At 64.8% G+C, this 25503-nt stretch carries 21 protein-coding genes and 2 tRNA genes; 4 read left to right on the plus strand and 19 right to left on the minus strand.

The window, feature by feature from the left end; all coding sequences use genetic code 11:
- Positions 1-5: 5 nt before the first annotated feature.
- The 6 genes from bcsA to DV027_RS01225 all read right to left on the minus strand — a co-directional run bounded on the left by bcsA (position 6) and on the right by DV027_RS01225 (position 5627).
- Entirely contained in the window at positions 6-2270 is a 2265-nt protein-coding gene (gene bcsA, locus DV027_RS01200; protein WP_130730140.1) for a UDP-forming cellulose synthase catalytic subunit, read from the minus strand.
- 177 nt (positions 2271-2447) lie between these two features.
- Positions 2448-3443, minus strand: coding sequence for an endoglucanase (locus DV027_RS01205; RefSeq protein WP_242621677.1), 996 nt, complete (start codon positions 3441-3443; stop codon positions 2448-2450).
- A complete protein-coding gene (locus tag DV027_RS01210; protein WP_242621678.1) occupies positions 3440-4438 on the minus strand; it encodes a glycosyl hydrolase family 8 in 999 nt (332 codons plus the stop codon). The genes DV027_RS01205 and DV027_RS01210 overlap by 4 nt, the downstream gene beginning before the upstream one ends.
- 446 nt (positions 4439-4884) lie before the next feature.
- Positions 4885-5094, minus strand: coding sequence for a hypothetical protein (locus DV027_RS01215; RefSeq protein WP_130730142.1), 210 nt, complete (start codon positions 5092-5094; stop codon positions 4885-4887).
- A 27-nt stretch (positions 5095-5121) separates the two neighbouring features.
- A tRNA-Glu gene (locus DV027_RS01220) sits at positions 5122-5197 on the minus strand.
- A 76-nt stretch (positions 5198-5273) separates the two neighbouring features.
- Positions 5274-5627 (minus strand): hypothetical protein, encoded by a 354-nt coding sequence (locus DV027_RS01225; RefSeq protein WP_130730143.1) that lies wholly within the window; start codon positions 5625-5627, stop codon positions 5274-5276.
- Between the two features lie 48 nt (positions 5628-5675).
- Here DV027_RS01225 and DV027_RS01230 point away from each other — a divergent pair, with 48 nt between their 5' ends.
- Together DV027_RS01230 and rpoH are read left to right on the plus strand one after the other, a co-directional pair.
- On the plus strand, positions 5676-6647 hold the full coding sequence (locus DV027_RS01230) for an RluA family pseudouridine synthase (protein WP_130730144.1): 972 nt from the start codon (positions 5676-5678) through the stop codon (positions 6645-6647).
- A 243-nt stretch (positions 6648-6890) separates the two neighbouring features.
- A complete protein-coding gene (gene rpoH, locus DV027_RS01235; protein WP_130730145.1) occupies positions 6891-7787 on the plus strand; it encodes an RNA polymerase sigma factor RpoH in 897 nt (298 codons plus the stop codon).
- A gap of 214 nt (positions 7788-8001) precedes the next feature.
- On the opposite strand, the gene DV027_RS01240 is transcribed toward rpoH, so the two are convergent.
- From DV027_RS01240 to argC, 5 genes are all read right to left on the minus strand, one after another.
- On the minus strand, positions 8002-9291 hold the full coding sequence (locus DV027_RS01240; protein ID WP_130730146.1) for an adenylosuccinate synthase: 1290 nt from the start codon (positions 9289-9291) through the stop codon (positions 8002-8004).
- A gap of 97 nt (positions 9292-9388) precedes the next feature.
- The gene (locus DV027_RS01245) at positions 9389-10549 is read right to left on the minus strand and encodes an ATP phosphoribosyltransferase regulatory subunit (RefSeq protein ID WP_130730147.1); all 1161 of its coding nucleotides are present in this window, start codon (positions 10547-10549) and stop codon (positions 9389-9391) included.
- A gap of 84 nt (positions 10550-10633) precedes the next feature.
- Complete coding sequence (locus DV027_RS01250; protein ID WP_130730148.1) at positions 10634-11806, minus strand: phosphoserine transaminase; 1173 nt, start codon at positions 11804-11806, stop codon at positions 10634-10636.
- 66 nt (positions 11807-11872) lie between these two features.
- A tRNA-Leu gene (locus DV027_RS01255) sits at positions 11873-11956 on the minus strand.
- A gap of 76 nt (positions 11957-12032) precedes the next feature.
- Entirely contained in the window at positions 12033-12968 is a 936-nt protein-coding gene (argC, locus tag DV027_RS01260) for an N-acetyl-gamma-glutamyl-phosphate reductase (protein WP_130730149.1), read from the minus strand.
- Between the two features lie 95 nt (positions 12969-13063).
- Between argC and mazG the strand changes: the two genes are divergently transcribed.
- A complete protein-coding gene (gene mazG, locus DV027_RS01265; RefSeq protein WP_130730150.1) occupies positions 13064-13858 on the plus strand; it encodes a nucleoside triphosphate pyrophosphohydrolase in 795 nt (264 codons plus the stop codon).
- 91 nt (positions 13859-13949) lie between these two features.
- Here mazG and DV027_RS01270 read toward each other — a convergent pair whose 3' ends face one another.
- The 8 genes from DV027_RS01270 to dusB all read right to left on the minus strand — a co-directional run bounded on the left by DV027_RS01270 (position 13950) and on the right by dusB (position 24072).
- On the minus strand, positions 13950-14786 hold the full coding sequence (locus DV027_RS01270) for an inositol monophosphatase family protein (protein WP_130730151.1): 837 nt from the start codon (positions 14784-14786) through the stop codon (positions 13950-13952).
- A 238-nt stretch (positions 14787-15024) separates the two neighbouring features.
- Positions 15025-16335, minus strand: coding sequence for a GTPase HflX (hflX, locus tag DV027_RS01275; protein WP_130730152.1), 1311 nt, complete (start codon positions 16333-16335; stop codon positions 15025-15027).
- On the minus strand, positions 16332-16610 hold the full coding sequence (gene hfq, locus DV027_RS01280) for an RNA chaperone Hfq (protein WP_078526480.1): 279 nt from the start codon (positions 16608-16610) through the stop codon (positions 16332-16334). The genes hflX and hfq overlap by 4 nt, the downstream gene beginning before the upstream one ends.
- A 127-nt stretch (positions 16611-16737) precedes the next feature.
- The gene (gene ntrX / locus DV027_RS01285) at positions 16738-18129 is read right to left on the minus strand and encodes a nitrogen assimilation response regulator NtrX (RefSeq protein WP_110566806.1); all 1392 of its coding nucleotides are present in this window, start codon (positions 18127-18129) and stop codon (positions 16738-16740) included.
- Positions 18119-20332 carry a sensor histidine kinase NtrY-like gene (locus DV027_RS01290; protein ID WP_242621690.1) on the minus strand — a complete coding sequence of 738 codons (2214 nt, stop codon included), beginning with the start codon at positions 20330-20332 and terminating at the stop codon, positions 18119-18121. Before DV027_RS01290 ends, ntrX begins: the two co-directional genes overlap by 11 nt.
- A gap of 50 nt (positions 20333-20382) precedes the next feature.
- Positions 20383-21837 (minus strand): nitrogen regulation protein NR(I), encoded by a 1455-nt coding sequence (ntrC, locus tag DV027_RS01295; protein WP_130730154.1) that lies wholly within the window; start codon positions 21835-21837, stop codon positions 20383-20385.
- 31 nt (positions 21838-21868) lie between these two features.
- On the minus strand, positions 21869-23014 hold the full coding sequence (locus DV027_RS01300; RefSeq protein WP_130730155.1) for a two-component system sensor histidine kinase NtrB: 1146 nt from the start codon (positions 23012-23014) through the stop codon (positions 21869-21871).
- On the minus strand, positions 23011-24072 hold the full coding sequence (gene dusB, locus DV027_RS01305; RefSeq protein WP_130730156.1) for a tRNA dihydrouridine synthase DusB: 1062 nt from the start codon (positions 24070-24072) through the stop codon (positions 23011-23013). The genes DV027_RS01300 and dusB overlap by 4 nt, the downstream gene beginning before the upstream one ends.
- Before the next feature lie 257 nt (positions 24073-24329).
- On the opposite strand from dusB, the gene ispF reads away from it, so the two are divergent.
- Complete coding sequence (gene ispF, locus DV027_RS01310) at positions 24330-25499, plus strand: 2-C-methyl-D-erythritol 2,4-cyclodiphosphate synthase (RefSeq protein WP_130730253.1); 1170 nt, start codon at positions 24330-24332, stop codon at positions 25497-25499.
- Positions 25500-25503 lie beyond the last annotated feature (4 nt).

The following is a 25503-nucleotide window of genomic DNA, read 5'->3' on the forward strand; positions in this document are numbered from 1 at the left end:
TCATATCACGAGGCCGCACGGCTGATCTTTCCTTCCTGTGTCTGTCCACTCTGGATGGTTGTGGGCTCCCTGCGCTCAACCGGTAGTGCAAGTGGTTTATTTTTTGGACGACTATTGGCCATCATTTTGCCTTTTTTGCGGAACAGCGCCTTGATGCTGAGCAGCAGACTCCACAGGCTGCGTAGCGGCCGGTCTTCCTCGTAATTGTTCCATTGCAGCCAGGCATCGGCCCGCCCGAACACGAAGCGGACAATATCGCGTTCCGTATCAAGGTCATTATTGTCCCATGTGAACACGGCCTTGCCGCCCTTGCAGCGCAGCATGGTGGCGGGGATATCGATCTCCTCGCCATCAAGCACGGCATGGAGGCGTGTCTTGATCGGCCCCGTGGTTATGTCGGGCCAGGGCATGTGGACGGCGACACCACCCATGGAAACATCCTGGGTCATGCCCGGCGTCGCGTTATGGTAGGTATTGGGCTGCCCCTCGGCCGGTGCTTCATAGACCGTGACCGGGATATGCGCCTCGATACGATGGCTGTAACGGACCTGTTTCGTCTCACGCCCCACGGCAATGGCCGCAAGGAGGATGATGAGACTGATCATCGCCCAGATGCAGTTGAGTATGTAAGCACGCATGGCAATGCCATCGAGCTGGCTGTAATGCACGATCAGCTCGAACAGACCGATCAGCAGCCCCAACGTCATGATGCCGGCAAAAATGATGTTGGGGTAGGTCGCGCCAAGGTCGAATTCCTCCTCCTCCAGCACGCCACCCTTTTCCGTCACGTTGAACTTGCCCTTGGAGGGGAACATCAGGGTGATGATGGTCACGCGTACCAGGAACAGCGCCATGGTGGTTTCGTACACTTCACTCCAGAACGAATAGCGCCAGCCCTTGTTCACCTTGGCGGCGGTTGCGATGGAGTGGAACATGTGCGGAAGGGCGTAGGCCGCCACGGCCGTCACCGAGGCGGCGATGATGTTCTGGCCGAAGAACAGGAACGCCAGCGGCGAGGCAAGGAAGCTGACGCGCGGAATGGCGAAGAAGAACGACGTCATGGCCGAGAGGTAGCACAGCCGCTGCCCCATCTTCAGGCCGCGCCCGAGCATCGGGTTATCCACGCGGAAGATCTGGATCATGCCACGCGCCCAGCGCATGCGCTGGCCGATATGGGTTGTCAGGCGCTCGGTGGCCAGGCCACTGGCAACGGGAATGCGCAGGTAGGCGGTGGACCAGCCACGGCGCTGCATGCGCAGGGCGGTATGGGCATCTTCCGTCACGGTTTCAACCGCGAAGCCGCCAATCGATTCAATGGCTTCACGCCGCAGGATGGCGCACGAACCGCAGAAGAAGGTGGCATCCCAGAAGTCGTTGCCATCCTGAATGACGCCGTAGAACAGGTTGCCTTCCGGCGGGGTGCGATACCCCACGGCCAGGTTACGCTGGAACGGATCGGGGGAATAGAAGTGATGCGGCGTCTGCATCAGGGCAATCTTGCGGTCAGCGACCATCCACCCCATGGCGATCTGCAGGAACGCGCGTGTCGGAATATGGTCACAATCCAGGATGAGAATGTAATCGCCGGAAGTCTGCTTAATGGCGTGGTTGAGGTTACCGGCCTTGGCGTGAGCACTCTCTACGCGCCCGATGTAGAGACAGCCGCACTCCTCAGCGAACTGCTTGAATTCATCGCGCACGCCATCATCAAGAATATAGACATTCACTTTATCGGGCGGCCAGTCGATGCCCAGAGCGCCCAGCACGGTCAGGCGCACAATGCTCAGCTGTTCATCATAGGTCGGGATGAAGATATCGACGGTCGGCCAGTCATCAACATTGTCAGGCAGGAGCAGCGGGGCACGATGGAGCGGCTGGATGGTCTGGAAATAGCTGAGAAACAGCATGTACAGGGCATACAGCTCGGCCATGAGCAGGGTTACGCCCAAGCCCCCCTGAATCCAGGTGTCGAAGTCCAGCGTCTCGGTCAGGCGCCATGTCAGGTAACGCAGCGAGACCAGCGCCGAGAGCACTTCGAGAAAGATCTGGGTGCGCCTGCTCTTGCCACGCCCGACAATAAAAAAGACGAGCACACACACAAGTGCCACAATAAGCTGTTCATTAATGGACAGCGTAACCGTGGTTGCGGCGATAAGTGCACAAAGCCCCAGCGCTCCAACTATGTAGCTGGCCCCACGCAGTGACAGTATCTTGTTGGAAAAGCGGTCTAGCCTACTCTCCGCGGGTACTGGCGACTGAACCTCTGACATCAATAGCTCGTCCGATAATAAATACTGATAAAACAGGTAGTTATATATTCAAAAGAAAACCGTCAGACGCATTCGGTCCGTCATGTCGCCTTTCGGCCCGCAGCGAGCGCGGGGCGGGGGAAAACCTTCCCCCTTCTTTCCTTTGGCAGGCCGGGAGCAGGTGACCCCGGCTCGGTTTCAGGATTCGCCGTTCGCGTCTTCACGCTTGCGCGACAGGGCGTCGCGCAGGCTGGGCTTGGGCACCAACCGGTCCGTGGCCCGACCACCAAGGGTCATGAACACTTCGGTCAGGGTAGGAGAATTGTCGGTCGGCGCAGGGCGGCCAGCCTGACTGCCATTCGGGGAAATCTTGTCAACTTTGGTCATTGTGGTCACCTTGGAAACAGGTTTTGAAACAGACCGGGACACCGGCGCCGACTGGAACAGCCTTGCTGCGGGCGCCCGCTCGCTGGCTGCACCAAAAAAGAAGCCTGGCCCCGTCAAACGCTGCCCGCGCTGCTGCTGGGCCTTGGGCACGGGGGCCCAGTCCTCCGCCGCGACGGGGGGCGTGGCCGGAGCCATGCCGGAAACCGGGGCAGGACGGGGCGCCATGAAGGAAGACACCGCAGGTTTGGGGGACACTGGCGATAGCGCGGGCGGCTCGTGGCTAACGGACTGCGGCGCAGCCTGCGCAACGGGAGCCGCAGCGGGCTGTGGCGCAGGCGCGTAGCTCGGAACCGCTACGGTTTCGGCGTGGGTGGCCACATATGTCTCGGGTTCGGCTGCGGGCGTATCATCATGCGTGACATCAGCCTCGGGCGCGGCCTGTTCAGGCTCCGGCTGCGCTGCATAGGCATCATGCGCAGCGGGCGTATATGTCGTTTCCGCGTAGTCATGTGTCTGCTGCGCAACCTCGGCGGGTGCGGTCTCAGGCGCGGAGTGTGTGGAATAGGACTCGTCATACGACGAAACCGGATGCTGGGAGGCTTCTTCAGCCGCATGCCCCGTCGCCGTAGCCTGCGCTGCGCCGGACTCGTCATGCCTGACCTCAGGCTTGGGTGGACGCTTCTGCTTGAAAGGGCGGTAATGAAAACCTGCGCTGCTGATACCGTAGCCATCCGTCAGCATACGATCGACATCCTGCTGGCTGTCGATATTCACCTGCGTTCCCGCTTCCTTTTCAGGTGTGCTCACATTCCATCTCCCTGGTTCCGGGCGATATAGGCCAGCATCGTCAACGCGGCCGAATAATAATCGGGCGCATGATCGAGCGTGGGCAGTTCACCCGCCGAGGCCAGGCCCGAGCATGATGCCACGGCCAGATAGCCCGGCGGTGCATTATAGGGCGAACGCGCACCAGTGTTCAGATCAACCCAGCCCGGCAGGGCGGATGCGCCATAATGGTTCCAGAACCGGCTGAAATCCGCCTGCAGCTCCGGAGTCAGCATATGCGCCCAGGCAAGGTAGAGCGGCACGCGAATCGCATCATACGAGAAGCGCGGCGGCCAGCCCTTGGCGATGGAGAAGGCATTGGTGTGCAGGTTGATCGACAGCCAGTCCGGCGGCAGCTTCCACTCACCGAATCGCCCCTTGGCGATGATGAGCAGCCCGTCGCCCATCACCTTTGTCCACTGCGCGTCACCTGTCAGCTGGAAGGCCTGCATGAGCGAGGGCATGACGTAATAGGACAGGTTGAGGGTGACCGTATCCTTGGTCATGAACCCGACTGCGCCCGGCAGCAGCACCGTATAGGGGCCGACAGTCTTGGTCATGAGTTTCAGCACATCTCTGTAGATGGCCATGGCGTCCTGGATATAGTCGGCACGCTTCCAGCGCTTGCCGGCCCAGGCCAGGCCGAGGGCGATCAGCAGGTCGCCATCCGTTGCGTTGTTCTTGTCGGCTACGGGTGGGTTGTGCCCGTCAAGGTAACGCCAGGAGAACAGGGCGTCATCCTTGTGCTGCAGGTTGGTGTGCGCCCAGGCCCAGATCGCCTCGAACGCCGCCCGGTCACCCGCCGCGGCGGAGAAGAGCATGCCGTAGCCCTGCCCCTCGCTGTGGGATTCACCGCTGTTGCCCGTATCGACGATGCGCCCGTCAGGATGGAAATACTTGTTGCGGAAAATGGCCCATTGCTGGGCGATCTGCGGGTTCATGCCGATGGCGTCATCGGCCTGGGCGCCAGAAATCATGGGAAAGCTGCCAGCCACAGCCATGACGGACAGAAAGGAGCGACGCCCCATTCCCGATACATGTTTTTGCAGCTTCATAAAATCCAACAGCATCTACCACCACACCTTCAAGAAGTCTGAACCCATGCAACTGCCTGGCGAAACGCTTGCCGCGCCCTCGATACCCTGCCGTGCCATGACGCCTTAATCGGAAACTCCTCCATCCTGCAAGTCGAAGGTGACCATTCCGGGACAGACTTTATTACTGAAAAGGACCATAACGTCTCTCCCCCCGGCGGCGAAACCGCCACCAGCGCCACAACTGGTTACAGGCAGGGAGAAGTTGCATTTTTGTCACGCAGGGGCAGATGCCCCTCCTACAAAAACCGTTGATAATTCCTAGAGAAATTAAAGAAGAGAAATATGGCAAATGATCGCCGTTCACTATGGTGCCATCTTTCGTAAAATTAAAAGACGGAAAATATTTTAAATTTCAGACCCGCTTGATCTGAATCAATGCTTTTTGGAGGATGGGTGGCGGCAGTATATAAGATGCCTTTATTATATATTAATATAAAAAAAGTTGCCTTGCCATAGCCCGTCAGCATTTCACGCAAAGATATTTGTAAAAATGCAGTACATACGAAAAACCCGCCTTGCGGCGGGTTTTCATTCAATCAGTCTTTTATCCAGCCATAGCAGGCTGGCGTCCCGTAGGGGATTCGAACCCCTGTTGCCGCCGTGAGAGGGCAGTGTCCTAGGCCTCTAGACGAACGGGACAAAAGGCCGGTAGCCGCGTTCTAGGCGATGTCGCGGCGGCATGCAAGCAAATAATCATGCCGCCGTGCATTCCTGTTTACGGCTGCCCCAGCACAAGCCGCGCCGTGATGCGGCGCGTGGCCGGGTCCCACACGATAATGCGCTCGGCCACGCCGCCGCCCGTCAGCGCCACCGCCAGCAATCCGTCCGCCCGTGCCGTGACCGAACGCACGGTCGTGCCGGGCGGCTCGTCAACCACAAGCGCTGGCTGTGCCGCCATGTCCGGCGCAGGCGCCATAGGCGCCGCCACGGCCAGCGCGGGCTTTGCCGGGGGGGCCGGATGCATCATGCGATGCACCAGCACGCCCACCAGCGCCAGCGACCCGAGGAACAGCAGAACCCCCATGCCGATCACTGCGGCGAGCAGCGCGCGCGATCCCTGTTTTTCCATTCCGTGCTTTCCGTTCCCGAATACCGTTTTTTCCGATAGACACATGCCATGAACGACACTGCCCCCCCTGCCCCGATCATCGCCACTGCCGATGATGCAGGCCAGCGCACCGACCGCTTTCTTGCCAACGCGGTCGAAAGCCTTTCGCGCTCGCGCGTCAAGTCCCTCATGGAAAGCGGGCACCTGCTACGCAATGGCGAACCGCTGCGCGACCCGGCCGAACCCGTGCGGGCAGGCATGTGTTATGAAATTCACCTCCCCCCCGCAATCCCCGCAACGCCACAGGGGCAGGACATCGCACTCACCATACTATATGAGGACCGCGACCTGATCGTGCTCGACAAGCCCGCCGGCATGGTGGTGCACCCCGCACCGGGCAACGAGGATGGCACGCTCGTCAATGCCCTGCTCGCCCATTGCGGCGAGAGCCTGACCGGCATTGGCGGCGAGAGGCGCCCCGGAATCGTGCACCGGCTGGACAAGGACACATCGGGCCTCATGGTTGCCGCCAAGACCGAGATGGCACACCAGGCCCTGTCCCTCGCCTTTGCCGAGCGGCGGATCGACCGCGCTTACGAGGCCCTGTGCTGGGGCATCCCCACACCGGGCAGCGGGTCGTTTGATGGTGCGATCGGGCGCGACAAACGCGACCGCAAGCGCATGGCGGTGGTGACCGGCACCAGCGGCAAGCACGCGCTCACCCATTACCGGGTGCTGAACACCTTCCACGGCGGCCTTGCGCATGTGCAGTGCAAGCTCGCCACCGGGCGCACGCACCAGATCCGGGTGCATTTTGCCCATGCCGGGCATGCGCTGGTGGGCGACCCGGTCTATCTGCGCCGCATTCCCGCTGCCGCCCGCGCCCTCCCACCCGCGGCAAAAACCGCGGCGCTGGACTTTGGCCGCCAGGCGCTGCATGCGCGCAGGCTGGGCTTCATCCACCCGCGCAGTGGCGAGGAGATGCTGTTTGAAAGCGCGCCGCCGGAAGACTTCCGCCAGCTACTGGCCGATATTGCCTGATTAACAGGCATATTCATTGACAGGAGCACGAACAATGCCTATGTTCGGTGATTGTTCGCCGGGGCCGACGCCCCCAGGCTAACTGGACGTCCTGCATGGAACTGCCCAGGATGGGGGTTGCGTGCGGGGACGTGAGAAGTCCAGTCGTGCGTCTAGCAGAGTGATGATGCAACCCGCCCGGTCACAATGACGTTGAGCCGGATTACAGCTGCATCCATCCCTCTGGTACAGGAGTCCGTTGCAATGGCCTCTTCTGCTCTTATTTCCGGTCCCGAAAACAACCTCTCCAAATACCTTCGGGATATCCGCAAATTCCCCATGCTCTCCCCCGAGGAGGAGCTCCGCCTTTCCCATCGCTGGAAGGACAAGGGCGACACCGAAGCCGCCCACAAGCTTGTCACCTCCCATCTGCGCCTCGTGGCCAAGATCGCCATGGGCTATCGTGGCTATGGCCTGCCGGTGGGCGAGTTGATCAGCGAAGGCAATATCGGGATGATGCAGGCCGTGCGCCGCTTCGACCCCGATCGGGGCTTCCGCCTGGCCACATATGCCATGTGGTGGATCCGTGCCGCGATACAGGAATACATCCTGCATAGCTGGTCACTGGTGAAGATCGGCACAACCGCCGCCCAGAAAAAACTTTTCTTCAACCTGCGTCGCCTCAAGGGCCAGATGCAGGCCATTGACGATGGCGACCTCCAGCCCGAGCAGGTCAACAAGATTGCCCAGTCCCTCGGCGTGCCCGAGCAGGACGTGGTGAACATGAACCGCCGCCTCGCCGCCCCCGACCACAGCCTGAACGCGCCCCTGCGCATGGATGGCGAAGGCGAGTGGCAGGACTGGCTGGTGGATGACAACGACAACCAGGAACAGACCCTGGCCGAGAGCGAGGAATATTCCGGCCGCCAGGCGCTTCTGGCCAATGCCATGAAGTCGCTCAACGAGCGCGAGCGCCACATCCTGACCGAGCGCAGGCTCAAGGATGAACCCGCCACGCTGGAGGAACTTTCGCACGTCTACAACATCTCGCGCGAGCGGGTGCGCCAGATCGAGGTCCGCGCCTTTGAAAAGGTGCAGGCCGCGATGAAGGCCGAAGTCGCCTCCCGTCGCGCCCGGCATGCCGAAGAGGCGGAAGCCTGAAATAAAGGTGGCGCTCTTTAAAGCTTTTTGAAAAAAGCTTGACCAGGAACTTTAAAAAAAGCCCCGCAAGCCAATGGCTGCGGGGCTTTTTCTTTGAGATACCATCAGTTTTTAAACAACAAGACGTTTTTGGCGAAGCTTTTCCCAAAATCTCCAAGGAAATGCCGCCTTTCCAGAAAAAAGGCGACCTCCAGAAACGTCCATCCGGCCCCGATCAGTCCTCGAACGGGTCACGCATCAGGATGGTGTCATCACGCTCGGGGCTGGTGGAGAGCAGGGTCACCGGCGCTTCCACCAGTTCCTCGATGCGGCGGACATACTTGATGGCCTGTGCAGGCAGTTCGGCCCAGGAGCGCGCGCCCTTCGTGCTGTCCTTCCAGCCTTCCATCGTCTCGAACACGGGGCGGATGCGCTGCTGCGCACCGGGCGCCGAGGGAAAGTGCTTCGTGATCTTGCCGTCGAGTTCATAGCCCACGCAGATGCTGATCTCGTCCAGCCCGTCCAGCACGTCCAGCTTGGTCAGGGCCAGGCCGTTCACGCCACCCACGCGCACCGCGCGGCGCACCAGCACGGCATCAAACCAGCCACAGCGGCGGGGGCGGCCCGTCACCGTGCCGAATTCATGCCCGCGCTCGCCCAGCGTGCGGCCCATCTCATCATGCAGTTCGCTGGGGAAAGGCCCTTCGCCCACACGGGTGGTGTAGGCCTTGGCAATGCCCAGCACGAATCCGATGCTCGTCGGCCCCACGCCCGCACCCGTGCCCGCATTGGCGGCAACGGTGTTCGATGAGGTCACATACGGGTAGGTGCCATGGTCCACATCGAGCATAACCGCCTGCGCGCCTTCAAACAGGATGCGCGATCCGCTGCGGCGGCTGTCATCGAGCAGATCCCACACCGGCGCCATGAAGGGCAGCACGCGCGGGGCCACGGTGTTGAGGAAATCGAGCAGTTCCTGCTTGGTGAAGGTCTCGGCACCCAGCCCCTTGAGTAGGGTATTGTGGTGCAGCAGCAGCTCGTCGAGCTTCCAGTCCAGCGTTTCGGGCTCGGCCAGGTCACACAGGCGGATGGCGCGGCGGGCGACCTTGTCCTCATAGGCGGGACCGATGCCGCGCCCGGTCGTGCCGATCTTGCGCTCGCCGCGCGCGGCCTCGCGCGCACGGTCAAGCGCGCCATGCACGGGCAGGATCAGGGGGGCGTTTTCCGCAATCTTCAGCGTCTCGGGCGTAACCTTCAGGCCCTGGGCGGTCACGCGGTCGATTTCCTTGAGCAGCGCCTCGGGGTCAACCACCACGCCATTGCCGATCACGCCCATCTTGCCGCGCACCAGCCCCGAGGGCAGCAGGGAGAGCTTGTAGGTCTGCTCGCCCACAACCAGCGTATGGCCCGCATTGTGGCCACCCTGAAAGCGCACGACCACATCGGCGCGGCTGGCCAGCCAGTCCACGATCTTTCCCTTGCCCTCGTCACCCCACTGGGTGCCGATCACGGTGACGTTGGACATTTCATGCTCCTTGATATGCTGCCCGGCGGCCACTATGCGGCCAGCCGGAAAAACGGGGTCGGTTCAGAAAAAAAGAAATCAGTCGAAACTTCAGGCGTCATTCACCGTCACGGGCTGGCACGGGCACAAGCTGGCCATCCACCACCACCAGCGTGCAGGCCAGCAGGGCCGCCTGCGCCAGCGGGTCTTCATCCGGCCCGAGGGCGCTGACCGTGGCATAGCCCGCCGCCCGCAGGGCGGCCGCCTTTTCCGCCGGCGTGCCCCACGGCACGAAGATGCGCGTGCGGCTGGGCAGGGGCGGTGCCGCGCGCAGGATGATGTCGGGCCGCAGGGTGATGCCGCAGGCCGGTTCATCATTATTGGACAGGTAGCGCCCGCCGCGGCCCAGCTCCTCGCGCTGGCCCGCGGCATAAATGCTCACGCACACGCCGGTATGATACTGCCAGCCCCGGAACTCCACCGGGTCCACCGTCAGGCGGATGCCGGGCACGCGGGCCTCGATGGCCGCAACGGTGGCCGCCAGCCGCTCGCTCAAGGCGCGCACGGCAGGCGGCAGGTCAACCGCCGCAAGCTCCGCCAGCGCGCCCTGCGCCGGGCCCGCCGCGTGCAGGAGGCGGATCAGCACATCGGCTAGGTCGCCGCCATGCCGCGCCACGGCGGCCGCATCCTTGCGGTCAAGCGCGCGCATGAGCATGCCACGCACGGTGCTCTCGAACCCGCCTGCATCAAGCAGGGCGGTGGTGAGTGCTGGCATGGTCAGGTCAAAGGAGACGCCGCGCACCTGCAGGGTAGCCAGGCACTCGGCGGCAAGGGCCACGATTTCCGCATCCGCGTGCGGGCCGTCGGGGCCGATCAGCTCCACGCCCGCCTGCGAGATCTGCCGATCCCCTTCGCCCCGGTTGCTGGCCATGAGAATGCACGGCCCGGCATAGGACAGGCGCAGCGGGCGCGGCACGTCAGGCAGGCGCGTTGCGGCAATGCGGGCGATCTGAGGTGTCATGTCGGGCCGCAGGGCCATCATGCGCCGCGTATCGGGGTCCATCAGGCGGAAGGTCTGCGCCGCCACTGCCGCGCCTGCGCCCGACAGCAGGGTGGTCTCGAATTCCAGCAGCGGCGGGGTCACGCGGTCATAACCATGGGCCGCGAACACGCGCATCAGGGTCTCGACGCCCACAGCCTCGGCCTCGGCCTCGGGGGGGAGCCGGTCCACGAACCCTGCGGGCAGAAGGGCTGGGTTGAACGGCGGGTCATCAGTCATGGCAGGGCCTATCGTGCTGCATCATGGCCCAGCGCACGTGGCTCAGGGCATGATGGATCGGACATGGAAGGAGAATGGGAGGGATCAGGCGTGTTCGCGCCGCACCTGCTCATAAGCCCAGTCAAGCCACGGCAGCACGGCCACGAGGTCCGCCGTCTCGACCGTGGCGCCACCCCACAGCCGCAGGCCCGGCGGGGCATCGCGGTAGCTGCCCACATCCATGGCAACGCCTTCGCTGCCCAGCAGGGAGACAATCTTCTTGGCCACCGCCGTCTGGGCCGCATGATCGCGTGCTGCAAACCAGGGGGCGACAATACGCAGGCAGATGGCCGTGCTTGAGCGGTGCGCCGGGTTGGGGGCAAGGAACTGCGCCCAGTCGGATTTAGCCTCCCATGCCGCAATCGCGGCCAGATTGGCTTCGCTGCGCGCGATCAGCCCCTTCAGCCCGCCAATGCCCTCAGCCCATTTCAGGCCATCGAGCGCATCTTCCACGCACAGCATGGAGGGCGTGTTGATGGTGTCGCCCCTGAAGATGCCGTCTATCAGGCCCTTGGCGTTGGTCAGGCGGAATATCTTGGGCAGCGCACGGGGGGCTGGCGTGGAGACCAGCCGCTCCACCGCGCGCGGGGAAAGGGCCAGCATGCCGTGGGCCGCCTCACCGCCGAGCACCTTCTGCCACGACCATGTCACCACATCGAGCTTCTCCCACGGCAGGTCCATGGCGAAGGCGGCGGATGTGGCATCACAGATCACCAGCCCGTCACGCGTGGTGGGAATGGCGGCATCATAGGGCAGGCGCGCGCCCGATGTGGTGCCGTTCCAGGTCAGAACCACGTCGCGCGACCAGTCCACCTGGGCCAGGTCCGGGATCTCGCCATACTCGGCCTTGAGCACGCGGGCCTCGGGCAGCCTGAGCTGGGCAATGATGTCATTGGCCCATGTGGCGGAGAAGCTCTCGAACGCCAGCACGTCCACCGGGCGCGTGCCGAGGATGGACCACAGCACCATTTCGACCGCGCCTGTGTCAGATGCGGGCACGATGCCCAGCACCCAGTCCTCCGGCATGCCCAGCATGGCCCTGGAGCGGGTAATGACCTCGTTGAGCCGGGCGCGCCCCTCGGCCGAGCGGTGCGAGCGCCCCACCAGCGCACCCGACAGGGCATCGAGCGACCAGCCCGGGCGCTTGGCACACGGACCGGAGGAAAAACGCGGATTGGCAGGCCGCACGGACGGCTTTGCAGTAAGGGCTTCAGGCAAGGGAGATAACGTCCTGTTCGCGACACGGGCATTGGCACGGCAACACCGCCAACCGGTGCGCCAGACTGGTGCGAGAGGGGGGATTCGAACCCCCATGCCTTGCGGCGGTCGATTTTGAGTCGACTACGTCTACCGTTCCGTCACTCTCGCATACAGGCACCCCGCCCGGAGCGGGACGGATGATACCACGGCAATCAGTCCATGGACGTCTTGCGGACCCGCTATATCACACCGGCGGCGGCGGCTCCAGTCCCAGCATCAACGCCAGATTCTGGATCGCGGCCCCCGAGGCCCCCTTGCCCAGATTGTCCAGCCGCGCGGTCAGCACGGCGTGGCCCAGCTCTTCATTGCCATGCACGCGCAGCTCCATCCGGTCGGTGCCCGCCAGCGTATCGGCCACCAGCTTGGTGCAGGGCTCGGCCACCGTAATGCGGTCGGAGCCTGCGTAATGCGCGGCCAGCACCCCGTGCAGATCGGCCAGGCCGACAGTGCCGGGCAGCAGGTCGAGATGCAGCGGCACGGACACGATCATGCCCTGCGGAAAATGCCCGACCGAAGGCACGAACAAAGGCAGTTGCGCAAGGCCCGCATACAGCTTCATTTCCGGTATGTGCTTGTGGCCAAGCCCCAGCCCGTACAGCTCGAAGGCGGGGCCGCCATCGCGTTCATGCGCCTCGATCATGCTGCGGCCACCGCCGCTGTAGCCGCTGACGGCATTGACCGTGACGGGATAGTCATCAGGCACCAGCCCGGCCTTGACCAGCGGGCGCAGCAGGCCCACCAGCCCGGTGGGGTAGCAGCCGGGGTTGGACACGCGCGCCGCCCTGCGGATGCGCTCCGGCTGGGCCGCATCCATTTCGGGGAAACCGTAAACCCAGGCCGGGTCGGTGCGGAACGCGGTGCTGGCGTCGAGAATGCGGGGGGCCTCCGCGCCCATGGCATCGGCCATGGCCACGGCTTCCTTCGCGGCCGCATCGGGCAGGCACAGCACCACCACATCGGCGGCGGCCATCATCTCGCGCCTTGCATCGGCGTCCTTGCGGCGGGCGGGGTCGATGGAGCGCAGCGTGACCGGCAGGTGCCGCAGCCGCTCGCGGATGCCCAGCCCCGTGGTGCCTGCCTCGCCATCGATAAAGACCGTTGCCTGTCCGTCGCTGCTCATGTGCCATCCATCCTGATAAGAACTTCCCGCCCTGCGGTGCGCGATCTATACAAAACCTGCGCCCGACCGCAACACAAACAGGCAGGAACCACCCCATGCAAGACGCCACAGCCCCCCTCCAACGCCTGCTGGGCATCATGGCCCGCCTGCGTGACCCCGAGAGCGGCTGCCCGTGGGACAGGGCGCAGGATTTTGCCTCGATCGCGCCCTACAGCATTGAAGAAGCCTATGAAGTGGCCGACACCATTGCGCGCGAGGACTGGGAGGGCCTGCCCGATGAACTGGGCGACCTGCTGCTCCAGGTCGTCTATCACGCGCAGATGGCCGATGAGAAAGGCCTGTTCGACTTCGCCACCGTGGCCACCCTGATCGGCGACAAGATGGTCCGCCGCCACCCCCATGTCTTTGGCGAGGCCGAAGCCGCACCCGGCCAGTGGGAAAGCGGCAAGGCGCTCGAACGCCTCGCCCGCAACCGGCGCGGCACGCTCGATGACGTGCCCGTGGGCCTGCCGGCCCTCATGCGCGCGCGCAAGCTCTCGGCCCGCGCCGCCCGCGTGGGGTTTGACTGGGATACGGTGGGCGAGGTCGCCGCCAAGGTGGATGAGGAACTCGATGAACTGAAGGTCGAGCTTGAAAGCGGTGACCGCGACAAGATCTTCGATGAACTCGGCGACGTGCTGTTCACGCTGGCAACCCTGGCCCGCAAGCTCGACATGGACCCCGAGGCCTGCCTGCGCCAGGCCAATGCCAAGTTCACCCGCCGCTTTACCGCCGTCGAGCACGATCTGGCTGACCGGGGGCTGGCACTGGCCGATGTGGATGTAAAAACCATGGAGGAAGGCTGGCAGGCGGTGAAACGCCGCGAGCGTGCAGCAACAAAAAAGACTTAAAAATCAAAAGTTTTTGGTGAAGCTTTTTTCAAAAAGCTTCGAAAGAACGCCGCCTTTTTGAAAAAAGGCGGCACCCAAAAACTTTTATCTTTTATGCCACCGTCAGCAGCAGGTCATGCAGCGCCTGCCAGCTTGCCCGGTCAGGCGCATAAAGCAGCCCGCCGCTGCGATCCGTCACGCGGTAGGGCGTGCCATCAAAATGGGCGCTGTAGCCGCCTGCTTCCTGATGGATCAGCCAGCCCGCCAGATGGTCCCACGGCAGGGTGCGGTTGAACAGCAGGAAATGGCAGCGCCCATCGACCAGCATCAGGTATTCATGCGCCGCACAGCGGAAATCCCACGATCCCGCCACCTTGGGCAGGTTATGGGTCACGACATCCCGCACCGGGGCAGGCAGGTAGCGCCATGAGGCATTGCCCGCCATTTCGCGCGCGGGCACGGCGGGGGCGACCTGCAGGCGGCGCTCGCCCCCCTTGCCATCATCGAGCCATGCGCCGTGGCCGCGCGCGGCCACGGCCGCGACATTGCAGATGGGGTCCACAATCGCCCCGCCCACCACTTCGCCACCCGATACGGCAGAGACCATCACGCCAAACAGCGGCACACCCGCCGCGTAATTGGCGGTGCCATCAATCGGGTCGATCACAAAGGCCAGTTCAGCCGTGGCCAGGCCATCGAGCAGGTCGGGGCTGGCGGCCACCGCCTCCTCACCCACCACGAGGGCTTTGGGCCATGCAGCCTGCAGGGCTGCAGTCAGGTCGCGCTCGGTGGCTTCATCCGCCACGGTCACGATATCCATCGGCCCGCTCTTGCTGCGGATATCGGCACGGTCGAGGCAACGGAAGGACGGCATGACATGGCGCCGGGCCGCTTCACGCATCATCGCCACCACCTTGCGCATATCCGCCAGTGTGATCCGTTGCGTCATTGCTGCCTCCGCCCCTGTCCGTTGTTCAACCCGTCATTCCTGCGCTGCCGGGCGCCATTTTTCCACCCCGCGCACCGTCATGGCCAGACTGCGCAAACAGCCTGCATGGGAGGCCTGCCTGGAAAGAATCCTGCAACCACAAGGCCGTTCCTGATAAAGCTTTTCTCACGAAGCTTCAGAAAATGCCGCCTTTTTGAAAAGAAGGCGGCACCCGGAACTCTTATTGACCGCGCAGGCCCTAATCGACCAGGCAGGTCACGACGCGACCGAACTGCATCTCGAAACGCGCGCGGTTGGCGGGGGAAAGGCGCACGGTCATTTCGGCCCCGTCCTCCCCATCACTGCGCTCGGTCACCTCGCCATGCTCATGCAGCCAAGCCATCGCTGCCCCCTCGGCCAGGGGGATACGGTACCGCGCCACTTCCATCGCGCGGGTCATGCGCTCGTCAATCGCGGCAAGCAGGTCGGGCAGGCCATCGCCTGTAATGGCGGAAATGACCACATTGCCCGGTCGCGCGCCCACGGCCTCGCGCCCGCCCACGAGGTCGGCCTTGTTCAGCACCTCGATCACGCGGCCCTGCCAGTCGGCCTCGATCGTGCCGTTGCGCGCCATGCCCTCGAGCACCTCGATCACGTCATTGCGCTGCGATGCGCTATCGGGGTGCGAGACATCGCGCACATGCAGGATGATGTCGGCCTCGGCCACCTCTTCAAGCGTGGCGCGGAAGGCGGCGATGAGTTCGGTGGGCAGGTCGCTGATGAAGCCCACCGTATCCGACAGGATCACCCGCCGCCCCGATGGCAGCTGGATGCCGCGCATGGTGGGGTCGAGGGTCGCGAAAAGCTGGTCCTGCGCATACACGCTGGCCCCGGTCAGGGCATTGAACAGGGTGGACTTGCCCGCATTGGTGTAGCCCACCAGCGCCACGATGGGGAACGGCACCCGCCTGCGCGCCTGCCGGTGCAGGCCGCGCGTGCGGCGCACCTGCTCGAGCTCGCGCTTGAGGCGCACGATCCGGTCGCCGATCATGCGGCGGTCGGCCTCGATCTGCGTCTCGCCAGGGCCGCCGAGGAAGCCGAAGCCACCGCGCTGGCGTTCAAGATGGGTCCAGGTGCGCACCAGGCGGCTGCGCTGGTATTCCAGATGGGCGAGTTCGACCTGCAGCGTGCCTTCACGCGTGGCCGCGCGCTCGCCAAAGATATCAAGGATCAGGGCGGTGCGGTCGATCACCTTGCAGCCCAGCGCCCGCTCAAGGTTGCGCTGCTGCACGGGGGTCAGGCGGGAATCGATAATGACAACGGTGATGTTGTCGGCCTTGACCGTCTCCTTGAGCGAATCGACCTGGCCCCCGCCAAGCAGGGTGGCGGGCCTGCGGGCACGCAGCAGCAGCACCGCCTGGCACACCACCACCAGCCCGATGGAGGCGGCAAGGCCTACCGCTTCCTCCAGCCGGGCTTCGGCCGCGCGGGCATCATCGTGCCGGTCGGGCCGCTCCCATGGCAGGATGACAGCGGCGCGCGTGGCGGATGAAGGCGCCGCCACCGTCACGACGGGCTGCCATCCGTGGCTGCCGGTTCTTCCGTGTCCTCAGCCGGGGGATCGAACAGGCTGACGGGGGTGGCGGGCATGACGGTGCTGATCGCGTGCTTGTAGACAAGCTGCGTATGCCCGTCGCGCCGCAGCAGGACGGAGAAATTGTCAAACCAGGTGATGATGCCCTGAAGCTTGACGCCATTGACGAGGAAAATGGTGACCGGCGTTTTCGACCGGCGGACGTGGTTGAGAAACACGTCCTGTACATTCTGTGAAGGTTCTTTTGCCACGGCAGGGCCTTACTTGTTGTTTGTTGGGCGAAAATCAACACGGCACAGTCACGTGTCATGCTACGGCGTTGCCACCATCCGTATCACGGTTCGTTGTCTAGCAGGCATGCGTCAGGTGGGCAAAAGCTCATCCTGCGTTGCGGTCCTCCGATGTTACGCCAAGCTGCTTGAGCTTGCGGTGCAGCGCGCTGCGCTCCATGCCCACAAAGCCTGCGGTACGGCTGATGTTCCCGCCAAAACGCAAAAGCTGCGCCTGAAGGTACTGGGTCTCGAACAGGTCACGCGCCTCGCGCAGCGGCAGGCTCATCACATCCTCGTCAGAATCGAACTTGAGCAGCGCGGGCGCCCCGTCCCCCACCGAGGAAGGCAGCATGTCGGCCCGGATGGGGTCGGTGCTGTTGCCCGGCATCATGATGAGCAGGCGCTCCATCAGGTTGCGCAGCTCGCGCACGTTGCCCGGCCATTCGTAGCTCTGAAGGGCCGCAATGGCATCGCCTGAAAGCTCGCGCAGCGGCAGGCCCGCGTTTTCGGCCGCACGGTCGAGGAACATGCGGGCAAGCTCGGGAATGTCCTCGCGCCGCTCGCGCAGGCTGGGAATGCGCAGCGGCACGACGGCGAGGCGGTAGTACAGATCCTCGCGGAAGCGCCCGAGCCCGATCTCGGCCTGCAGGTCGCGGTTGGTGGTGGCAAGTACGCGCACATCCACCTTGACCCGCCGCGAGCCGCCCAGCCGCTCGAAGGTCTGGTCCTGCAGCGCGCGCACGATCTTGCCCTGCGTCTCCAGCGGCATGTCGGACACTTCATCAAGCAGCAGCGTGCCGCCATGGGCGCGCTCGAGCACGCCGGTGCGCCGCCCCGTGCCATCGTCGCTGCCTTCGATGCCGAACAGTTCTTCCTCAAACCGGCCGGGGGCGAGCGTGGCGCAGTTCAGCGCAATGAACGGACCCTCCGCGCGGCGGGAGCTGGCATGGATCATCCTTGCCGCCACTTCCTTGCCGGTGCCCGCCGCCCCCGAGATCAGCACGCGCGAGCCCGTCGGCGCCACGCGGTCGATCTGGTTGCGCACGGCGGCAATAGCGGCGCTGCGCCCCTCGAGCACGGTGCCCGAGCCCGCGCGCAGGCGCAGCTCGGCATTCTCGCGCGCAAGGCGCGAGGCCTCGAGCGCGCGGCGCACCACCACGAGCAGCCGGTCGGCCTGGAAGGGCTTTTCAATAAAGTCGTACGCGCCATGCTGCAGGGCGGCAACGGCGGTCTCGATGGTGCCGTGCCCCGAGATCATGATGACCGGGACGGACGGCTCCTCCTTGTGCAGCACATTGAGGATGCCCAGCCCATCGAGCCGTGAACCCTGCAGCCAGACATCAAGCACCACCAGCGCGGGCCGGCGCTCCCTGAAGGCGGCGATGGCGGAATCGGAATCGCCCGCCAGCCGCGTTTCGTATCCTTCATCGGCCAGAATGCCTTCGATAAGGAGCCGTATATCCGGCTCATCATCGACGATCAGGATTTCATGCCCCATGGTCGTCCTTTATCGGCAAAATCAACGTCGACACAGCTCCCCTGCCCCCGGCATTGTCCTCAAGCCCGATGCTGCCGCCATGATCTTCAAGAATCTTCTTGACGATCGCAAGGCCCAGGCCGGTTCCCTTGGGCTTGTGCGTCACATAGGGCTCGGTCAGCCGGGCGCGATCCTCGACCGGCAGCCCGATCCCGTCATCCTCGACGCGCAGGCGAACATGCGCGCCGTCATTTTCCAATGTAATACGGATGTGGCCAATGACGCCATCCCCGCCCGGCACCGCATCGGGCACGCGCATGGCGATGGCGTCGGCCGCGTTCTGCAACAGGTTGGTCAGCGCCTGGCCCACCAGCCTGCGGTCGCAGCGCACGATCGGCCCCCGGTCGGGCAGGTCGACATCATAGACCAGCTCGGGGTGGGCGTTGCGTTGCAGGATCAGCGCCTCGCGCACGATGCGCGAGAGGTCCTCGTTGCGCATCACCGGCTGGGGCATGCGGGCGAAGGCGGAAAATTCATCCACCATGCGCCCGATATCGCCCACATGACGGATGATGGTGTCCACGCATTGCACGAACGTATCGGGGTCGGATGAAATCTCGCGCAGGAAGCGGCGCTTGAGCCGCTCGGCGGCAAGCTGGATGGGGGTGAGCGGGTTCTTGATCTCATGGGCGATGCGGCGCGCCACGTCCGCCCAGGCCGCCTTGCGCTGCGCCACCTGCAGGGCTGTTATGTCATCAAACGTAACCACATAGCCCTCGGCCGAGACACCGGCCACGCTGCCCTGCATTTCCGCACCGATTCGCACCAGCAGCGTGCAGGCCCGGCCACCTGCCAGCACCTGCACCTCGCCCGTCAGTTCGCGCGCGCCATCATGCGCGATGCGGTCGAGCATGTCGGCCAGTTCGGGCACCACCTCGATCAGCGGATGGCCCACGCACTCGGCCATGTCGCGGTGCAGCAGCACGCTGGCCGCCCGGTTGGGCAGCTCGATCATGCGCTGCGAATCCAGCCCGATCACGCCTGCCGAAACACCGGACAGCACGGCCTCGGTAAAGCGGCGGCGTTCATTGATCTGGTTGTTGGCCTGGATCAGCTCGGCGCGCTGGGTGGCAAGCTGCGTGGTCATGCGGTTGAAGGCGCGTGACAGGCTGGCCACCTCGTCATCGCGGTCGCCCTCGGGCACGTTGCTGTCGAGATCGCCCTTGCTCACCCGCTCGGACGCCAGGATGAGCAGGCCGAGCGGGCGCACGATCTGGTTGGCCAGCATCAGCCCGATCAGGATGGCGGCACCCAGCACCAGCACCGCCACGAGCGCGAAGATGAGCACGAAGGTGAACTGGATCTTGCCGCGATTGCCATTGAGGCGCTGGTAGTCGGCCACCACCTGCTCGGTGCGGTGCATGTGCTCGAGGATGTCGGGGTCGACGGGGCGGGCGATCATGAGCATGAGCGGCGGCGTATCGCCCAGCGTCACCACCGCGCGGACGGTCTTTTCATCCGCCGAATCCAGGATCGCGATCTCGTTGGTGCGGGCCATGAGGGTGGCGGCGGGCGGCGGCAGGTCCTTCATGTTGGCCGTGCGCCCCATCAGCCCGCCCGAGGCCACGACCGTGTTGGTGAACGGATCGTACACCACCGCCACGTCCAGCCCGCGCAGGGTGGCCTGCGAATCCAGCACCTGCGAGAGCGCGTCGGGGTTGTGCAGCAGGTCATCACCCGAGCCGGCCAGCGCGTTCTGGGCGCTGACCAGGTAGTTGGCCAGCGAGAAGGCCTCCGTGCGGATATTGGCGTTATGCTCCTGCAGGTAGCCGCGCGAGGTTTCAAGCGCCTCGTTCAGCGCGGTGTTCACCCGGTCGCTGAACCAGATCTGGATGCCGTAATGGAAGAACACGGCGGCAAATGTGCCCACCACGATGGTGGGCGCCACCGCCACGATGCCGAACAGCGTGACCAGCCGCACATGCAGCCGCGCGCCCGCCAGCCCGTTGCGCCGCTCGGCCAGCACGCGGCCCACCTTTTCGGTCAGGGAGGTGGCCAGCAGCAGCAGCACCAGAAAGTTGAGGATGAACACCAGCGCCTGTATCTGCGGGTGATGGGCCAGCGAATTGCCGCCCGACAGCACCACGAAGGTCGCCACCCCCAGCACGAGGGCGAGCAGCACCAGTACCAGCGCCACGTTGCGGCGCACGAGCATGTCGAGCATGCGCCGCGCCAGGCGGTAGGCAACGCCGGGGCGCGACGGGGCGGGCGTGGTCATGCCCCCCCGCGCACCACGGGAATGTCGAGATCGCGGATCTTCTTGCGCAGCGTATTGCGGTTCAGCCCCAGCATGGCGGCGGCGCGGATCTGGTTGCCGCGCGTGGCCGAGAGCATCATGGCAATGAGCGGGCGCTCCACCTCGGCAATCACCTTGTCATAGATATCGCTCATGGGCATGTCATCCTGCCCCGCGCCCGCGGCGAGGAAGCGCTTGAGGTGGCGCTCGACCGCCTCGGCCAGGGTTTCGGTGCTGCCGCCCCCCTCGCCCGGCGCGCCGCTGCTGCTGACTTCAGCCAGTTCGGCATCGATGATGTCGGCCCCGATGCTTTCCTGCGGGTGGAGTGCGGTGATGCGGCGCATCAGGTTTTCAAGCTCGCGCACGTTGCCCGGCCAGCGATAGGCCTGCAGGCGGGCCATCGCCGCCTCATCGAGCACGCGCACGTTGCCCGCGCCATCGGCGTTCTCGTTGAGGAAGTGGCGCGCGAGCAGCGGAATGTCCTCCACCCGCTCGCGCAGGGGCGGCAGGCGCATGGGCACCACGTTCAGGCGGTAATACAGGTCCTCGCGGAAGTTGCCTTCACGGATCGCCTGGCGCAGGTCGCGGTGGGTGGCGGCGATGATGCGCACGTTGGCGCGGATGGGCACGGTGCCGCCCACGGTGGTGAACGCGCCATCCTGCAGCACGCGCAACAGCCTTGTCTGGGCCTCGGGCGGCATGTCGCCAATCTCATCGAGGAACAGCGTGCCGCCCGCCGCCTGCTCGAAGCGGCCCGCCACCCGGCTCGTCGCCCCCGTAAAGGCCCCGCGCTCATGGCCGAACAGCTCGCTCTCGATCAGGTTGCGCGGAATGGCGGCCATGTTGATGGCCACGAACGGCCCCGCCCGGCGCGGCCCGTAATCATGCAGGGCACGGGCGACGAGTTCCTTGCCGGTGCCGCTCTCGCCCGTAATCATCACGGTCAGGTCCGATGTCGTGAGCCGGGCGATGATGCGGTAGATGTCCTGCATCACCACCGAGCGCCCGATGAGCGACATCTGCTCCTCAGGCCGGGGGGCCACCACCGCGGGCTGCACCGGCATGGCGGGGGTGGCCAGCGCGCGGGCGACAACGGCCAGCACTTCCTTGAGGTCAAAGGGCTTGGGCAGGTATTCGAACGCGCCGCGCTGGGTGGCCTTGACCGCCGTCATGAGCGTGGACTGGGCACTCATCACCACCACGCGCAGGTCGGGGCGGATGCGGCGGATGCGCGGAATGAGGTCGAGCCCGTTCTCGTCGGGCATGACCACGTCGGTAATCACGAGGTCGCCCTCGCCTTCCTCCACCCACTGCCACAGGGTAGAGGCCTGGGCCGTGGCGCGGACCTGATAGCCCGCGCGGCCAAGCGCCTGGCTCAGCACCGTGCGGATGGAGCGGTCATCATCGGCAACAAGAATGGTCGGCAGCGACATACGCTATAAATCTCTCAACTCTGGCAGGGCTTCAGGGCGTGCCACGGTCTTCGGTCACGACAGGCAGGTGCAGCAGGACCTCGGTGCGGCCGGGGCGGCTTTCCACCTCGATCACGCCGCCATGGTCGCCCACGATCTTGCCCGCCAGCGCCAGCCCCAGCCCGCTACCCGTGGTCTTGGTGGTGAGGAACGGCTCGAACAGGTGCGGGCGGATGTTCTCGGGAATGCCCGGCCCGTTATCGCGCACCGAAACCAGCAGCGGCAGCTGCACGCGCTGGCTGCCCGCCCCGGTGGAAACCCAGATGCCGGGGCGGTAGCTGGTGGTGAGCGTGATCTGTGGCGGGGCGTCGCCCTCGGGGTGGTCGTGCAGGGCCTCGGCGGCGTTTTTCACCAGGTTGAGCAGCACCTGCACCAGCTGGTCGCGGTTGCCCCATACCGGCGGCAGCGAGGGGTCATAGACTTCCTCGAAGCGGATATCGGCGGCAAAGCCCTGCTGGGCCAGCCTGCGCACATGCTCGAGCACGCGATGGATGTTGACCGGCCTGCGCTCGAGCGGCCGGTCGCTGAACATGTCCATCCGGTCCACAAGGTCGCGGATGCGGTTGACCTCGTCCTGGATCAGCACGGCCAGCTCGCGGTCTGACTCGCCCACCGAGGTTTCAAGCAGCTGCGCCGCCCCCCTTATGCCCGAGAGCGGGTTCTTGACCTCATGCGCCAGAATGGCCGCCATGCCCGCAACGCTGCGCGCGGCCGAGCGGAAGGTGAGCTGGCGGTCCAGCACCTTCACGGCCGAGAAATCATGGAATGTCAGCGCGACCGAGCCGGGCTCCTCCATCACGGGCGCGCCCTGCACGGTCACGCCCTCGTGGCGCAGGCGCGGGCTTTCGAGCGTGACCTCGTGCTCGACCACGGTATGGTCCTGGGCGCGCACCTGTTCCATCAGCAAAAAGAGCGGGCTGTCACCGGGCAGGATATCGGTCAGGCGCATCTGCACCAGATGCGCGCGCGACATGCCAAAAAACGGCTCGGCGGCGCTGTTGACGTAGCCGATGGCGTTATCGGCGCGCACCACCACCACCGGCAGGGCCAGCGAATCGAGTATGACCCGCCCGTTGCCCGTTACGTTATCGGGCGCGCAGGGTACATGGCCGGAAGGTGCGGGCGGGGTCTGGTTCATGCCGCGCGCGCTGCGGCCCTTTCCGCCTCCACGGTGGAGGGGCGCGGCCCGCGCACATGGCCTGCCGCAATCTGCCCGTCATAGAATTCATGGATCATGCCGACCACGCCATCGACCGTGTCCATCTTGTTCACGGCAGCGCGGAACCCAGCCGAGCCCGGCAGGCCCGCCGAGTACCATGACACATGCTTGCGCGCCAGCCGCAGGCCGGGATGGGCGCCAAAATGGTCGATCATCATGCCGTAATGCCTGAGCACGATGGCCTTTTCCGCCACCAGGTCCGGCTCGGGAATATCCTCGCCATGCATGAGCGCGCGCGCCACCTGGGCCAGGAACCACGGGCGGCCATAGCAGCCGCGCCCGATCATGACGCCCTGCGCGCCCGAGCGCTCCAGCGCCACGCGGGCATCCTCCACGCTTAGGATATCGCCATTGACGATGACCGGCAGGTCAACCGCATCGACCACGTTGCGCACGAAATGCCAGTCCGCCGTGCCGTTATAGAACTGCTGGCGGGTGCGGCCATGCACGGTTACCATGCGAATGCCCGATTCCTGTGCAATCCGGGCCAGTGTGGGGGCGTTGAGACTGTTATGGTCCCAGCCCATGCGCATCTTGAGTGTTACGGGCACATTGACCGCGCGCACCACGCCCTCAAGCAGGCGGCCGGCATGGGCCTCGTCACGCATCAGGGCGGAGCCTGCAAGCTGGCCCACGGCCACCTTCTTGACCGGGCAGCCGAAATTGATGTCGATGATGTCCGCCCCGCGATCAACCGCGATCCGTGCCGCCTGACCCATCGCCTCGGGGTCGCACCCGGCAAGCTGGACCGAATTGGGGCCATCATCGGCCACTTCGGCCATGCGCAGCGTGGTCTCGTTCTCGCGGATCATGGCCCATGACGCGATCATCTCCGACACGACCAGCCCCGCGCCGAGGCTGCGCGCCAGCCTGCGGAACGGCAGGTCGGTCACCCCCGCCATGGGTGCGAGAATGACCGGCGCCCTGAGAATGACCCCGCCACCCAGATCAATGGGCGAGAGCAGTTGAGACGACATGAAACCCTACTTCCCCGCCGGCTTTCCAGCCGCATGCGGCAATGTGGAAACGGGCCAGCTACATTATCCATCAAGAATGCTTATGATTTAGGCAGAATACCTGCTCCCGCCGCCCCGTGCAATCAGCTTCGCGGCACGCAACGAACATTTTTGCCCGATTGTGACACCCAGAAAGGGCGGCCGGAACAGCCCCGACATTGCCCCTGTCCGCGCACAATGCTTGACGCGCGGCCCACATGGCCGCATTGCTCCGCATCATGCGTGTTGCAGCCATTCTTCTCGCCGCGGGCCAGGGCAGCCGGTACAGCGCCCAGACCGCGACCCCCGTCGCCAAGCAGTATGTCACGCTCGGCGGCTGGCCCGTCATCCGCCACGCGGCGGATGCCCTTGCCCCTCATGTCGGCCTCATCCAGCCGGTGGGCGATCCAGCCCTGCTGGCCCGTGCGCTTGAAGGCTTTGCGCCCGAGGGCTGCGCGGTCCTGCCCGTGGTGCCCGGTGGCGAGACGCGCCAGGCCAGCGTGCGCGCAGGCCTTGAGGCGCTTGACCGCCTGCCCGGGGGCGAGCGCCCCGACCTGGTACTGATCCATGACGGCGCGCGGCCCTACGTGCCCGCCAGCGTGACCGAGGGCGTGATCGCGGCGCTGGCCGAGCATGCGGGCGTGATCCCCGCAGTACCTGTGGCCGACACCATCAAGCGCGCGAAGGATGGCATCATTACCGATACCGTGCCGCGCACCGACCTGTTCCGCGCCCAGACGCCGCAGGGCTTCCGCTTCGGGCTGCTGCGCGACCTGCACCGCGCAGCCGAAGCCGCCGATGCCACCGATGACGCCGCCCTACTGGAAAACGCAGGCCACCCCGTAGCCATCGTGCCGGGTGCGGAAGACAACATCAAACTGACCTACAAGGAGGATCTGGTGCGACTGGAACGCCTGATCGGCCCGACCCTGCTGCCGCGCACCGGCACGGGCTACGATGTGCATGCCTTTGCCGAGAACCGCCCGCTCATCATGTGTGGCATCAACGTGCCGCACACGCGCGGCCTTGCAGGCCACTCCGATGCGGATGTGGGCATCCATGCGCTGTGCGACGCCATTTACGGCGCCCTGGCCGAGGGTGACATTGGCCGCCACTTCCCGCCCAGCCAGAATGAATGGAAGGATGCCGACAGCGCGCGCTTTCTGGTGCATGCAGGCGAGCGCATCCGCCAGCGCGGGGGCATGCTGGTCAACGCCGATGTCACACTGATCTGCGAGCGCCCCAAGATCGGCCCGCATTCCGAAGCAATGCGGGCCCGCCTTGCCGAGCTGCTCAAGGTTGATGTCGACCGCATCTCGGTCAAGGCCACCACCTCCGAGCGCCTCGGCTTTACCGGCCGCGAGGAAGGCATTGCCTGCCTGGCCAGCGCCACGGTGCTGGTGCCCTGAGGCG

The organism is Komagataeibacter xylinus (assembly GCF_004302915.1).
Classification (GTDB): domain Bacteria; phylum Pseudomonadota; class Alphaproteobacteria; order Acetobacterales; family Acetobacteraceae; genus Komagataeibacter; species Komagataeibacter xylinus_C.